The following is a 12,899-nucleotide window of genomic DNA, read 5'->3' as shown; positions in this document are numbered from 1 at the left end:
AACTGCCCCAAAGGGCGGTCAGCCTAGGCGCAATACGGCCTTTAGCGGCAAATGATCGGACGCCGTCGGCATGATCGTCACAACTTGTGCGCCCGCCGCGTGCAGCTGACGGCTGACAAAGATGTAGTCAAGCCGCCGGCGCGGGCGAAGGGACGGATACGTATCGCCGCTTCCTGTTCCTACTTTTTTCCATATATCATCCGCCTCACGGGCCATGCGCTGCCATGGACGGGAGCCGGGTCTCATGTTCCAATCGCCCATGACAAGAAATGGAACGGATTGACGGTGCAACCGCTCGATGAGAAAATCAGTCTGTTTCCGGTGCAGCAGCGGGTTGAGGCTGAAGTGGGTGACATACACGGCAAGGGGCTGGCCGTGAACGGACACGATCGCCTCGAGCACCGATCGCCCTTCCCCCATTCCCAATGCCGCGCGCAATGCGTGATGTTGTCGGGCGGCAATCGGGTAGCGCGACAACAGCCCGTTTCCGTATTGGCGGATGACTCCAGGTTGTTTCGCCTTCCACGATACGGAAGGGCTGAACGCATGATGCATCCGCAACTCTCTTGCCAGCCAGCCGATTTGATCCTCATAGTGGCTTCGCCGTGAAAAATAACGGTCCACCTCATTCAGGCCGATGATGTCGGCGCCGCTTTGTCCGATCACAGCGGCGATTCGGCGCAAATCCACCTTTCCGTCCATGCCTTTGCCGTGGCGGATGTTAAACGTCATAATGCACAGTTCCACCGCCCGCTCTCACTCCTTCAAAAATGCTGGCCTAGCAAAGTTTTCCTTCATCCCATTTTGGCCATCATGGCGGCCTTTTAGTCAGAAGGAGACAGACAAAAAGTTGTCACGCCTTCTCGATACATTCTCCATCATTTTGGTCTAAGATGGAGATGAAACCGAAAGAAAGGTGGGCACTCTAATGAAGAAAGTCACAGGAGGCTTGTTGGCTGCTGCGTTGGTGCTAGGGGCCGGAACAGCTGTTTTGGCCAACACGAACGGCCCGCTCTCGTTTGAGCAAATGCTCCCTCATATGAAAAGCATGCATCCGGATTTATCGGAGCGCCAGTTGCAAGACATGTATAACGCCTGCCACGGGGCAAACGGAGAAAAAACGGGCCAGCCGTCCTAAACGATGATGAACCGGTTTTAGCGAACGAAAGAAGCGGCTTGCACCACAAGGCAGCGGATCCATGACCGAAGGGATCGGCAGGCGCCGTTTCCGCCATCATCCGCCGCCTGGCAGGCCGCCTTTCTTTTTTGTCATGAAAAGGAAGAAAATTCATTGCAACATTATACCCCATTCGGGTATAATGTATATAGATTAAAAAAGAGGTGAGAACCGTGACCCAACCACCACATGACCCCCATGCTGGTCATGGAACGATGGTCCCGCGCACGAAAGAGGAAATCGAGAACATTGTGAAACGGTTGAAGCGCATCGAAGGGCAAGTGCGCGGGGTGCAAAAAATGGTCGAAGACAATCGCTATTGTATTGATATTTTGGTGCAAATTTCCGCCATCCAAGCGGCGCTGCGCCAAGTGGGGATGCAGCTGCTTGAGCGCCATGCGAACCATTGTGTGGCGAAAGCGATTCGCGAAGGAAGCGGCGAAGAATCGCTCCGCGAGTTGATGAACGTGATCAAACAGTTTTCGAAATAAGGGGAGATGACCGATGGGAGAACCCAAAACGGTGACGCTTCACATCACCGGCATGACGTGTGCCGCTTGCTCCAACCGGATTGAAAAAGTGTTGAACAAACTAGACGGGGTCAAGGCGAACGTCAACTTGGCCATGGAAAGGGCGACGATTCAGTTCGATCCGGGAAAACAGCGCCTGGCGGAGATCGCGGCGAAAATTGAGCAATTGGGATATGGCGTCGCGAAGGAAACCGTGGCGCTCGATATTTCCGGGATGACGTGCGCGGCGTGCGCGGCGCGGATTGAAAAAGGGCTGAAGCGGATGGACGGCGTCACCACGGCCGCAGTCAACTTGGCGACGAACAGCGCCATCGTCGAATACCAAGAAGGGGTGCTGTCCATTGAGGACGTGATCAAGAAAATCGAGCATCTTGGATACAAAGGCCACCTCCGCGGCGAGCAGCAGGGCGCCCGCCGCGATGACGAGGAATGGAAACAAAAGCGGTTTCGGCTGATATTGTCAACGGTGCTCTCGCTCCCGCTGTTGTATACGATGATCGCCCATTTGCCGTTTGGCCTCGGTCTGCCGATGCCGCATTGGTTGATGAATCCGTGGGTGCAGCTTTTGCTGGCGACTCCGGTGCAGTTTTACATCGGCGGCCCGTTTTATCTCGGCGCGTACCGGGCGTTGCGCAACAAAAGCGCAAACATGGATGTGCTTGTCGCCCTCGGCACGTCGGCCGCCTACTTTTATAGTTTCTATGAGGCGCTCAAAACGTTGGCTGACCCGGCGTATGCGCCGCGGCTGTATTTTGAGACGAGCGCGGTGCTGATTACGCTCGTTTTGGTCGGCAAATATGCCGAGGCGCTCGCCAAAGGGCGGACGACGGAAGCCATTTCGAAGCTGTTGAGCCTGCAGGCGAAAGAGGCGACGGTCATCCGCGACGGAACCGAACAAAAAGTGTCGCTCGAACAAGTCGTCGTCGGTGATACGATCATCGTCCGGCCGGGCGAAAAAATTCCGGTGGACGGAACGGTCATCGCCGGGGCCTCATCGGTCGATGAATCGATGATTACGGGCGAATCGATTCCGGTCGATAAAAAGGAAGGCGACCCCGTCATTGGCGCGACGATCAACCAAAACGGCATTTTGACGATCCGGGCGGAAAAAGTCGGGAAAGATACAGCGCTCGCCCACATCGTCCGCATCGTGGAGGAAGCGCAAGGATCCAAAGCGCCGATTCAGCGGATGGCCGACATCATCTCCGGCATTTTCGTCCCGATTGTCGTCGCCATTGCGGCGGTGTCGTTTCTCGTTTGGTACTTCATCGTGGCGCCGGGCGACATCACCGCCGCTTTGGAAGCGGCCATTGCCGTGCTCGTCATCGCCTGCCCATGCGCGCTCGGCTTGGCGACGCCGACTTCGATTATGGTCGGCACCGGCAAGGGGGCGGAGTACGGCATTCTCTTTAAAGGAGGTGAGTACTTAGAGAGAACGCAGCAAATCGAAGCGGTGTTGCTCGATAAGACGGGAACGGTGACAAAAGGCAAACCGGAAGTGACCGATGTCATCGCGCTCCGGGACGACATGCTTGTGTATGCCGTTTCGGCCGAGAGCGCTTCGGAACATCCGCTGGCGCAAGCGATCGTCGCGTACGGGAAAGAACACGGGATCGCGCCGAAACCGCTTGACCGCTTCTCGGCTATTGCCGGCCATGGCATTGAGGCGGTGGTGGACGGCCAATTTGTGTTGGTCGGCACGCGCAAACTGATGACGGAACGGTCAGTTGACATCTCGAGCGAAGAGGAACGAATGGCGGCGCTTGAAGCGCAAGGGAAAACAGCGATGCTTGTCGCCGTCAACGGAAAACCGGCGGGCTTGATCGCTGTGGCGGATACGGTGAAAGAAAGCTCGAAACAGGCCATTCGTGCGTTAACGCAAATGGGTATTGACGTGTACATGGTGACGGGCGACAACCGCCGCACCGCAGAAGCCATCGCCAACGAAGTCGGCATTCGCCATGTGTACGCGGAAGTGCTGCCGGAAGAGAAGGCGAACATTGTCGCCAGGCTGCAGCAACAAGGAAAACGGGTGGCGATGGTCGGCGACGGCATTAACGACGCCCCGGCCTTGGCGAAAGCCGATATCGGCATGGCGATCGGCACCGGCACCGATGTAGCGATTGAAACGGCCGACGTGACGCTGGTCGGCGGAGATTTGGCCCATATCCCGCAGGCGATCGAGTTGAGCCGGAAAACGATGAGAAACATCCGCCAAAACTTGTTTTGGGCGCTGTTTTACAACACGGTCGGCATTCCGGTCGCAGCCGCCGGCTTGTTGGAGCCATGGATCGCCGGCGCGGCGATGGCGTTTAGCTCCGTTTCGGTCGTGGCCAATGCGCTTCGCTTAAAACGGGTGAAACTATCATGATCACGGGAGGAAAGAAACGATGACGATCACGTTACAAGTGCAAGGAATGACATGCGGCCATTGCAAAGCGGCCGTCACCAATGCGCTGCAACAACTCGATGGCGTTCGCCGGGTCGACGTCCATTTGGAACAAGGAACGGTCGATGTGGAGTACGATGAAGCGAAAGTGACCGTTGACCAGTTGAAAACCGCGATTGAAGACCAAGGGTACGATGTCGTCTGACCGTTGGGCATCCCCTCAAGCAAGGGGGTGCTTTTTTTGGGTCGAAGCGGTGCGGCTAGACCGCCACAGAATTTTCCGCTGGATTTCCAGACACGCGATCAACCCATTTTTCCTTGACCAAGGCCATCTCCACAAAATCTGCACAAATGTTGGGTATGCTAAGGAAGGCAAGGAGGGTGAAAACGATGAAAAACTGGAGAATGTTGGTTGGGGCGGCTTCCCTAACAGCAGCGTTGTTGGCATCCGCCTGCGCCGGCGCCGGAAACGACGAAGCCGCGCCCAATGAACAAGCCGGCCAGGAGGAAACCCATAATGCCCACAGCGGCCATGAAGGAATGAACCACTCCGGCTCCGGCGACGTTCCGGAGGGATTGGAAGAGGCGAAAAACCCGGCCTATCCGGTCGGAAGCAAGGTCATCATCCATGCCGACCATATGCCGGGGATGAATGGGGCGAAAGCAACCGTCACCGGCGCATTTGACACAACCGTCTACACCGTGACGTACACTCCGACGACCGGCGGGAAACCAGTCAAAAACCACAAATGGGTCATCCATGAGGAAATCGAAAACGCCGGCGACAAACCGTTCCAACCGGGTGATGAAGTCGTCTTGAACGCCGATCATATGGAAGGGATGAAAGGGGCCAAAGCGGTCATTGATTCGGCGAAACAAACGACGGTGTATATGGTCGATTACATTGATACAGAAACCGGTAAAAAAGTGACAAACCACAAATGGGTGACTGAAGACGAGCTGTCGCCGGCCAACTAACGAATCATCATCGGTGTTTCAGCCAAACGCACAGCCATTTCCCTTGGAGCATAGGGGAATGGCTTGTTTTTTCGGCTCATTTGTGAAAATTGTGATATAATTATACGAAAATCACCTATTTTTTCAAAAAATAGACATAGGCGGCTTCGCCTGCTGTCTTACGGATCGATCGGGGGAACGGGAGAAAGGAGGGGAGAAACGATGCGGAGATTTTGGTTGGGAGTTATGTGGTTTTCAGTGGTTTGGGTGCTTTACGGCATCGGAGCGGCAGGGTATCACTTATGGACGGAACACCGGATGGACGGACAGGCGTTGATTCTCGCGCTCGGCATGGCGATCATGGCCTGGCGCGCATGGGACGAATATCGTGGGAACGGTTGGACACGGAAAAAGGAAGACGGGCGCCATCTATGATGAAAGAACGCCCGTCTCTAGCTGTCGCCCGAGCGAAAAGAGGCGGTTTGGTTACGCCGTCCGCCTCGGCGTTTTCGGTTCATGCTGCTGTTTTTCTTGGATGGTTGAACAGATGGCTAACAGAACGAAGACCGCCACACAGAGGAACGAACCGATCCGGTGCTCTCCTTGAAGCAAAAAGCCAAGCCAAATCGCTCCGAGCGCCCCGACCGCCGCTACCGTCGTGTACGGAAACCCTTTCGTTTGGAAAAACGGCTTCGTTTGGTAATGCGGCCGCAGCTTCAGTTGAGCGGCGCCGATCATCATCCAAACGATCAGCACCGTAAACCCGGGGATCGTCATCAATTCTCCGATGATCCGCCCGGGCGCCAAGTAGGCGCCGATCACGCCGGCGGCGATGCAGATGGCGACCATGCCCATCCCGTACAGCGGAACCCCATGTTTCGTCGTCCACTGCAAGCGGCGGCTTGCTTCTCCTTGTTCGGCCATGGTGTACAGCAGCCGGGAAGTCGCATAGACGCCCGTATTGGCCGCCGATAAGACGGCAATGAGCAACACCGCGTTCATGACATGGGCCGCGCCGGGCAACCCGATCGCTTCCAACACTTGGACGAACGGGCTGTTCGTTTCCGAGACGGTGTTCCATGGCATAATGCCGCAAATAATGGCCATTGGCAAAAGATAAAAGCCGACAACCCGCCAGATCGTTGTGCGGATGACGCGCGGCAGCACCCGGTCGGCGTCTTTCATCTCCGTCACCGCCACCCCGATCAGCTCCGCTCCGCCATAGGAAAACATCACGATAAGCAAGGCGCTGAGCGTACCGGCCAGTCCATGCGGAAACCACCCGCCGTCGCCGGCGGACGGAAACGAGCCGTCCATGTCGCTCGGGATCACGCCAGCCCATACGCCCGCCCCGAGCACGATAAACACTACTAGCGCTACCACTTTCAGGCCGGCCAGCCAAAATTCCGCTTCTCCGTAATACTTCACAGGGAAAAGATTCAACCCCATGATCAAACACGCGCATAGAAGTGCAAGCAGCCATAACGGCGCAGACGGAAACCAATAGTTCAGAAAGCTGCCGGCAGCCAGCAGTTCGACCACGGTGACCAACGTCCAATTGATCCAATACAGCCACCCGACGATCCATGACAGGCGAAAGCCAAACGCCCGGCGGATCAAATGTTGAACGTTCGAACCCGGGTACGCGATCGCCATCTCGGCCAGTGCAGCCATAATCAAAAACAACAGCACGCCGCCGATCAAGTACGTGAGCACGACGCTTGGTCCGGCGATATGAATGGCCTCGGCGCTTCCTTTAAAAATGCCGGTGCCGATCATCCCCCCTAACGCGATCAGCTGAACGTGGCGGGGCAATAGTCCTTTTTGCAGCTGGGGACGGGATTGTTCCATGTTCACAACAACCTTTCTATCTCGGATGATCATTCACAGATGTGCTTTGCTGCTTTTGTGCGGTTAAGGAAAAAAGATAGTTTTAGAATATAATAAGTTGTTCACGCTGTCAACGGTTCGCGAAAAAGGCATCGTCATCATGGAAATGTTTTGTTATACTGGGAACGGAAATGATTTTGTGCAAAAAGGAGATTGCGAGAATGCGGTACGATCACGGCAAACCGATCTCGATCAAAGCGGTCACCGTGTGGCGCTTGACCGGAGCGCTCGGAACGTTGGCTTCCGGCGTGGTGGTCGGGGGAGTCATGTGGTTGCTCTCCCGCTTTCATGCTCCTCCTTGGCTATGGGCGGTGTTGGCCGGCGTTTGGGTGGTGGAAGCGATCGTATGGGTCGTCTGGCTCCCTCCGTTGCGGCAAAAACGGTGGCGCTATGACATTCGGGAAGAAGAAATCATCATTCAGCGGGGGGTTTGGTCTGTCAAACGAACACTCATCCCGATGGCCCGCGTTCAATATGTCGATGTGCGCCAAGGCCCGCTTTTGAAGCGGTACAAGCTGGCCTCCATTGCGGTGTTTACGGCGGCGGATTCTCATGAAATTCCCGCCCTGCGGATGGACGAAGCAGAGCGGCTTTGCCGTTTGATTGCCGAGTGGGCGAAGGTGGCAGATAGCGATGATGTCTAAACGTCGTCTCCATCCGGTCGCGATTCTCTCGGGGGTTGGAAAAGAATTGAAGAATATGATCGTTCCGTTGCTCGTGATCATCGCAGCCGGCAGCCGCGGCCGCTTCTCCTGGTGGGATCTCATCGTGCCGCTGGCGGCTGTCATGTACACGGTGGTGATGGGCGTTCTTTCGTGGATTCGCTTTACCTATGCTTGGGATGAAGACCGCTTGTTCGTGGAAGAAGGGGTGTTTGTTCGCAAAAGGCGTTCGATTCCGTTGGAGCGCATTCATGGGATGTCGGTCACGGAAGGCGTATGGCAGCGGATGGCAGGGGTTGTCCAAGTGCATATTGAAGCGGCAGGCCATGTGCTAGGTGAAGCGGAAGTGATGCTGCGGGCCATCTCACGGGAAGAGGCCCGCCAACTGCAACGATGTGTCGAACAAGCGAAAAGGAAGGCGGAAACCATTGACCATCCGGCGTCCAACGCAAACCGCTGTCCGCCTCCTGCCCTGTTTACGTTATCGATGAAAGAAGTTTGGATCGTTTCATTAACAAGCGGCGGCACGCTTGGCGTGGTCGTGGCGTTAGGGGCGTTTTTGTCGCAATTAGTCGACTTCATTCCATATGAAGCGCTCGTTCGCGATATTCAGTCGACATGGAACGGGCATAGCCGTTGGTTTCTAGGGGGATTCGTCTTCGTCGTTTTGTTTGCCGCTTATGGAGTAGCCATCGTGCAAAACATGGTCCGATACGCTTCGTTTGCCGTGCGGAAACAAGAAGATACGATTGTGATCACCCGTGGATGGCTGGAGCGAAAATCGGTGTCAATCCCTGTTGCCCGCGTTCAAGGCGTCGTCATTCATGAGAATTGGCTGCGCCGATTGTTCGGATATGCTTCGGTGTCCTTGATTCATGCCGGTGGAGGGCTCGATGGCGGCGAAGCGGGCGATGTGGTGCTTTGTCCGCTGATCAAAAAGAATCGGGTGGCGTCGATTATGCAAACTTGCTTGTCTGAATATGATCCCACCGTCGCCTTTCATCCATTGCCGAAGCGAGCCAAGTCCCGTTATATGCTTCGCCCGCTATGTTGGCTTGTGATTCCGGCTGTTTTGGCGGCGTATGTTGAACGTCCGTGGGGAGTGATGGCTTTCTTGTTATTGCCATTCGGGGCATGGATCGGCGCATGCCGCTTCCATCTCGCAGGCTGGGCGCTTTCGCCGGGGCAGCTCGCTCTTCGCAGCGGGTGGTTTCGGCAAACGACGACATATGTCTTGAAACGCCACGTACAATCGTTCCAATCATCGGCGACATGGTGGCAAAAGCGAAAGCGGCTTACAACCATTTCCGTTTCCGTCATGCCGCTTGGCACCCGCGCCCGCGTCGTCGATGTGGATGAAGCAAATGCGGTTGTCATGTCCCGCTGGCTCGAAGGGAAACGGAAGAAATAAGCATGATGCGTCACGAGACCGTATTGTCCGCTTTCCGTCTTATCCGGAAAAAGGAGGTCGTGGCGGTGGAGGGTGAAACGGATTTTGTTCAAGGAGCGGCTTCGCTGCATGCTCAATCAGGTGATGCGGCAGCAGCCAGGCTTCTGATATAGCATTCCAGCCACGCGGGCAACTAATGGGTTCGTCCCCTTTACGCCTCTTGTGAGGTTCCGCTTGCAGGAGAATCGAGTATATTCAAATGACAAATGATCTGATACAATATAATAGAAAGAACACGAAAAAAGAAGGGACAAGTCATGCCACGAGAGCGTGAATCCCGCGGACGGGTCATTTTTCATATCGACTGCAACTCGTTTTTCGCCAGCTGCGAGATTGCCCGCGATCCGTCGCTTCGGGGAAGGCCGATCGTTGTGGCGGGGGACCCAAAAGAGCGGAGGGGGATCGTGCTGGCGGCCAGTTATGCGGCGAAACAGCAGTTTGGCATCTATACGACGATGCCGCTTACGGAAGCGAAGAAGCGCTGTCCGTCGCTCGTTGTGCGCCCGCCGGATTTCGCCTTTTACCGCGAAATGAGCCGCCGCTTGTTCCAATGGCTGGAGCGTTTCCCGCACGTTTTAGAGCGCGCTTCGATCGATGAAGGCTATTTGGACGTGACCAACCGGGCATCAATCGTTCACCCGCTGGCTTTTGCCCGCCACATCCAACAGGGGCTTTTGGAGCAGCTGTCGATTCCCGTCAGCATCGGAATCGCCCCGAATAAGTTTTTGGCCAAAATGGCAAGCGAGATGAAAAAGCCGCTCGGCATCACGGTGCTGCGCAAACGCGACGTTCCGCACGTCCTTTGGCCGCTTCCGGTTGAACAGATGCATGGTGTCGGCGACAAAACCGCCAGGAAGCTGCAGGCGCTCGGTTTGCGCACGATCGGCGATATGGCGAAGGCTGACCGGACGCTTCTTGAGCGGACGTTTGGCGTCTTTGGCCTGCGCCTTCACGAGCGGGCCAACGGCATCGACCCGCGTCCGGTCGACCCGGAAGCAGCAGAGAAATGGAAATCAGTCGGGAACTCGACGACGCTGCCGCACGATGCAGACGACGAACAAGAACTGCGGGCCGTTTTGCGTCAGCTGGCCGAATCCGTCAGCGCGCGGATGAAACAAAAGCGGGTCGTCTCGCGGACCGTTCAGTTAACGATCCGCTACCACGATTTTCGCACGATCACCCGCAGCCAAACCGAGGCGGCGCCGTTGCAAACGGCGGACGACCTCTTTCGGGCGGCGGCGCGGCTGTTGAAAAGGCATTGGAACGGACGCCCGGTGCGGCTTCTTGGCGTCGCCGCGCTTCGTGTGTTTGATGAGCGGGAAGAAGGAAAACAGCTCGATTTGTTTCATTATGAAGAGGAAGCGAAAGCTGAAGCGCTTCGAAAGACGGTTGAACAACTGCGGGCGAAATTTGGCGAACGTGCGCTCCAAATGGGGGCGGAATGGCTTTCGTCTAATCTGGAAGAAAAGGAGAGAGGAGAACGGTGACAGGATTGATGGTTGCTGCAGCTGCCGTGATGGTTGCAGGTTTGATCGGCACGCTCGCACTTTCCGGCCGCGGGGATGAACAGTACACATCGGCAACAAAAGGGAATCTCACCCGCCTAGTGTTGATTTACGCAGGGTTGGCGGTCGTTTTGGCGGCAGGGATCGGGATCTACATGGCGCTATAACGGGAAAGCCACTGTATTGGCTGTCCATCGGCTTGAAAAGGGGGCTTATGAGAAGGCAAGCAGTCGAATGAGGAACAAACGAATGCCGATCGTTCAGCAGCCGGCCAGAGCGCCCAAAGCGGGAAAGTGTGTCAACAGGCCGGCCTATTTTTTTAGCTTAGGTTGTTGGCGGATGCCGATTTTCGCTGGATACGTATATATACAGTATGAATATCCCTTATGGACAACAGTGCAGGAAGGAGTATGGAAATGGTGGTATACGACATGCATGGAGCGTCCATGCCGCTTGAGTCAAACGGGGAATGGCAATCACTAATCGGAAAAACCGTGACCGTCTACCGCGGCGGTCCCGAATCGAAAACAGGGAAACTTCTCGATGTCCAGTCAGATTATCTTGCCCTTTTCAATGAAAATGAATCCGCGATGATTTATTATGCATTGCACCATGTCCAAAGCATTAGCGAAAACGCAAAAGCCAATTCGGTTCCGTCGTTTTCTTCCTCTAGCAGCGAACCCGTTTTGCCAATAGGGGCGCCGAATTTTCATGAGCTGTTAAGCAGCTTGGTCAACGAGCGCATTCAAGTCAACCAGGGGGGCCGGAGTCGAAACAAGGAACGTTATTAGGCGTGAGTGACGATCATATTATTCTCTTCACGAAAGATGACGGCATCGTGTTTTACCATCTCCGCCATATTAAAAGCGTTCGCGTACAAACAAACAACGAGGAAAACAAAGCGGCAGCCAACGAGGTTCAAGCCGCGAGACATGAAGTGCATGCAGCAGAAGAAGCGGCAGCCCAAGCCTCAGGGCATAATGTTATGGAAGCAGCAGGCAAGGCAGCCCATACGTCCGAAGGAGCACCGGAAGGCCAAGAACATGACCCGTCTCCCCCGCCCGTTTACGTCAAGGCCGAAAACTTCGCCGATTTGTTTGCGCGTCTTACCCATACATGGGTGGCGATCAATCGCGGAGGGCCGGAAGCGGTCGAAGGCATCCTAGTTTCGGGCGGAAGCGGCTATTATACGATTGTTAACCGGGATGAAATCATCCGGATGAATCCCGAGCACATGAAAAGCATCAGCTGCGGACCTAAAGGGGCGTTCCAGGCGATGAATGCCACGAATGCCGAAGAAGAAAAGGAAACGGGCCAAACTAAAGCGGCACATGGGTCCAATCAAGCCGGGCATGAGGCGAAAAAGGCCGAAAATGCGCAGAAACAAGAAGCGGGAGAAGCAAAAGCGAAGCAAAAAGAGCAAGGTGGCAAGAAAAAGGCGGAAGGGAAGGAGAAAGAAAAAGAGAAAGCGAGACAAGGGGAACGACAGGTTAACGACAAGGTCCGCGAACAAGGCAAAGACCAAAAGAAAACAGACGGCCAGGGCGACAAGAAAAAGGCGGAAGAAAAAGGGAAAGGTGAGAAGGCGAAAAAGGGAGACCGTAGTCATCGGCGCGGTTAAACCAATGTCGCCCCGTAAAACCAAAGGGTGAAAAACATGGATCTGTTGAAAACGTTGCTCGGCAAGCAAGTCAAAGTAGAGATTTCCGGAGGAACTGTTGTTCGGGGGGTGTTGATTGATTTTGGGCTCGATATTTTAGTCCTCTATACCGGGAAAGAGTATTTGTACATTCCCCACCTGCATATTCACCACATTCAGCTTCATGCGGATCCCGAATTCTTGATCGATCCCCCTTTTCCTGAAGTTCCTTTGCAAGAGGATACGGGAATTTCCTACCGAAAAACATTATTGAACGCCAAAGGGCGGTTTGTGGAGATTTACGTGATCGGCAACAAATCGATTCACGGTTACATTACCAACGTACTGAACGATTACTTCACCTTTTACTCCCCAGTCTACAAAACGATGCTCATTTCACTCAATCATTTAAAATGGCTGACCCCTTACCAGACAACCATTACACCGTACACATTAGGGAACGATGCGCTGCCCGTGCAGCCGACTCCTCTTTCCTTGCAGCGGTCGCTTGAGGAGCAGCTCAAAAAAATGGAAGGCCACTTGGCCATTTTCGACTTGGGCGATCACCCGCTGAAAATCGGGTTGTTAAAGGAAGTGCAAAACAATATCGTTCATCTAGTGACCGCAGGTGGGGAATCGGTTTACTGGAAAGTGATTCATTTAAAAACCGTGCATTTTCCGTCGTAGGATGACGGAATCG

The 12,899-nt window shown here is 54.9% G+C and carries 15 protein-coding genes; 13 read left to right on the top strand and 2 right to left on the bottom strand.

Going from position 1 to position 12,899, the window contains the following annotated elements; all coding sequences use genetic code 11:
* Nucleotides 1–18: 18 nt before the first annotated feature.
* Nucleotides 19–747: an endonuclease/exonuclease/phosphatase family protein gene (locus tag ACTVDO_RS03605; RefSeq protein ID WP_442901063.1), complete on the bottom strand. Its 729-nt coding sequence runs from the start codon at nt 745–747 to the stop codon at nt 19–21.
* Nucleotides 748–928: 181 nt separating this feature from the next.
* On the opposite strand from ACTVDO_RS03605, the gene ACTVDO_RS03600 reads away from it, so the two are divergent.
* The 6 genes from ACTVDO_RS03600 to ACTVDO_RS03575 all read left to right on the top strand — a co-directional run bounded on the left by ACTVDO_RS03600 (nt 929) and on the right by ACTVDO_RS03575 (nt 5,488).
* Nucleotides 929–1,138: a hypothetical protein gene (locus ACTVDO_RS03600; protein ID WP_442901062.1), complete on the top strand. Its 210-nt coding sequence runs from the start codon at nt 929–931 to the stop codon at nt 1,136–1,138.
* A 254-nt stretch (nt 1,139–1,392) separates the two neighbouring features.
* A complete protein-coding gene (locus ACTVDO_RS03595; protein WP_020959824.1) occupies nt 1,393–1,668 on the top strand; it encodes a metal-sensing transcriptional repressor in 276 nt (91 codons plus the stop codon).
* Nucleotides 1,669–1,681: 13 nt separating this feature from the next.
* A complete protein-coding gene (locus ACTVDO_RS03590; RefSeq protein ID WP_442901061.1) occupies nt 1,682–4,078 on the top strand; it encodes a heavy metal translocating P-type ATPase in 2,397 nt (798 codons plus the stop codon).
* A 19-nt stretch (nt 4,079–4,097) separates the two neighbouring features.
* Nucleotides 4,098–4,301, top strand: a complete 204-nt coding sequence (gene copZ / locus ACTVDO_RS03585) for a copper chaperone CopZ (RefSeq protein ID WP_020959826.1) — start codon at nt 4,098–4,100, stop codon at nt 4,299–4,301.
* A 185-nt stretch (nt 4,302–4,486) separates the two neighbouring features.
* Entirely contained in the window at nt 4,487–5,074 is a 588-nt protein-coding gene (locus ACTVDO_RS03580) for a YdhK family protein (protein ID WP_442901060.1), read from the top strand.
* A gap of 201 nt (nt 5,075–5,275) precedes the next feature.
* Nucleotides 5,276–5,488: a hypothetical protein gene (locus tag ACTVDO_RS03575; RefSeq protein WP_020959828.1), complete on the top strand. Its 213-nt coding sequence runs from the start codon at nt 5,276–5,278 to the stop codon at nt 5,486–5,488.
* Nucleotides 5,489–5,539: 51 nt separating this feature from the next.
* Here ACTVDO_RS03575 and ACTVDO_RS03570 read toward each other — a convergent pair whose 3' ends face one another.
* A complete protein-coding gene (locus ACTVDO_RS03570) occupies nt 5,540–6,904 on the bottom strand; it encodes an amino acid permease (protein WP_020959829.1) in 1,365 nt (454 codons plus the stop codon).
* Between the two features lie 200 nt (nt 6,905–7,104).
* Between ACTVDO_RS03570 and ACTVDO_RS03565 the strand changes: the two genes are divergently transcribed.
* From ACTVDO_RS03565 to ACTVDO_RS03535, 7 genes are all read left to right on the top strand, one after another.
* Nucleotides 7,105–7,587 carry a PH domain-containing protein gene (locus tag ACTVDO_RS03565; RefSeq protein ID WP_442901059.1) on the top strand — a complete coding sequence of 161 codons (483 nt, stop codon included), beginning with the start codon at nt 7,105–7,107 and terminating at the stop codon, nt 7,585–7,587.
* Nucleotides 7,577–9,016 (top strand): PH domain-containing protein, encoded by a 1,440-nt coding sequence (locus tag ACTVDO_RS03560; RefSeq protein WP_442901058.1) that lies wholly within the window; start codon nt 7,577–7,579, stop codon nt 9,014–9,016. Before ACTVDO_RS03565 ends, ACTVDO_RS03560 begins: the two co-directional genes overlap by 11 nt.
* Nucleotides 9,017–9,312: 296 nt before the next feature.
* On the top strand, nt 9,313–10,542 hold the full coding sequence (locus tag ACTVDO_RS03555; RefSeq protein WP_442901057.1) for a DNA polymerase IV: 1,230 nt from the start codon (nt 9,313–9,315) through the stop codon (nt 10,540–10,542).
* Complete coding sequence (locus ACTVDO_RS03550) at nt 10,539–10,727, top strand: hypothetical protein (RefSeq protein WP_442901056.1); 189 nt, start codon at nt 10,539–10,541, stop codon at nt 10,725–10,727. The genes ACTVDO_RS03555 and ACTVDO_RS03550 overlap by 4 nt, the downstream gene beginning before the upstream one ends.
* Nucleotides 10,728–10,976: 249 nt before the next feature.
* Nucleotides 10,977–11,351, top strand: a complete 375-nt coding sequence (locus ACTVDO_RS03545; RefSeq protein WP_442901055.1) for a hypothetical protein — start codon at nt 10,977–10,979, stop codon at nt 11,349–11,351.
* Between the two features lie 2 nt (nt 11,352–11,353).
* Nucleotides 11,354–12,181 (top strand): hypothetical protein, encoded by an 828-nt coding sequence (locus ACTVDO_RS03540; protein ID WP_442901054.1) that lies wholly within the window; start codon nt 11,354–11,356, stop codon nt 12,179–12,181.
* A gap of 36 nt (nt 12,182–12,217) precedes the next feature.
* The gene (locus ACTVDO_RS03535) at nt 12,218–12,886 is read left to right on the top strand and encodes a hypothetical protein (protein ID WP_020959836.1); all 669 of its coding nucleotides are present in this window, start codon (nt 12,218–12,220) and stop codon (nt 12,884–12,886) included.
* Nucleotides 12,887–12,899: the final 13 nt, after the last annotated feature.

The organism is Geobacillus sp. BK01 (genome assembly GCF_052220245.1).
GTDB lineage: Bacteria > Bacillota > Bacilli > Bacillales > Anoxybacillaceae > Geobacillus.
Note: the sequence above shows the minus strand (reverse complement) of the source record. Positions and strands in the feature narration are given on the sequence as shown.

What these genes read in the sequence shown, in the direction of transcription:
- ACTVDO_RS03600 (WP_442901062.1), top strand. Translation starts at nt 929, where the DNA reads ATGAAGAAAGTCACAGGAGGCTTGTTGGCTGCTGCGTTGGTGCTAGGG.
- ACTVDO_RS03595 (WP_020959824.1), top strand. Translation starts at nt 1,393, where the DNA reads ATGGTCCCGCGCACGAAAGAGGAAATCGAGAACATTGTGAAACGGTTG.
- ACTVDO_RS03590 (WP_442901061.1), top strand. Translation starts at nt 1,682, where the DNA reads ATGGGAGAACCCAAAACGGTGACGCTTCACATCACCGGCATGACGTGT.
- copZ (WP_020959826.1), top strand. Translation starts at nt 4,098, where the DNA reads ATGACGATCACGTTACAAGTGCAAGGAATGACATGCGGCCATTGCAAA.
- ACTVDO_RS03580 (WP_442901060.1), top strand. Translation starts at nt 4,487, where the DNA reads ATGAAAAACTGGAGAATGTTGGTTGGGGCGGCTTCCCTAACAGCAGCG.
- ACTVDO_RS03575 (WP_020959828.1), top strand. Translation starts at nt 5,276, where the DNA reads ATGCGGAGATTTTGGTTGGGAGTTATGTGGTTTTCAGTGGTTTGGGTG.
- ACTVDO_RS03570 (WP_020959829.1), bottom strand. Translation starts at nt 6,904, where the DNA reads ATGGAACAATCCCGTCCCCAGCTGCAAAAAGGACTATTGCCCCGCCAC.
- ACTVDO_RS03565 (WP_442901059.1), top strand. Translation starts at nt 7,105, where the DNA reads ATGCGGTACGATCACGGCAAACCGATCTCGATCAAAGCGGTCACCGTG.
- ACTVDO_RS03560 (WP_442901058.1), top strand. Translation starts at nt 7,577, where the DNA reads ATGATGTCTAAACGTCGTCTCCATCCGGTCGCGATTCTCTCGGGGGTT.
- ACTVDO_RS03555 (WP_442901057.1), top strand. Translation starts at nt 9,313, where the DNA reads ATGCCACGAGAGCGTGAATCCCGCGGACGGGTCATTTTTCATATCGAC.
- ACTVDO_RS03545 (WP_442901055.1), top strand. Translation starts at nt 10,977, where the DNA reads ATGGTGGTATACGACATGCATGGAGCGTCCATGCCGCTTGAGTCAAAC.
- ACTVDO_RS03535 (WP_020959836.1), top strand. Translation starts at nt 12,218, where the DNA reads ATGGATCTGTTGAAAACGTTGCTCGGCAAGCAAGTCAAAGTAGAGATT.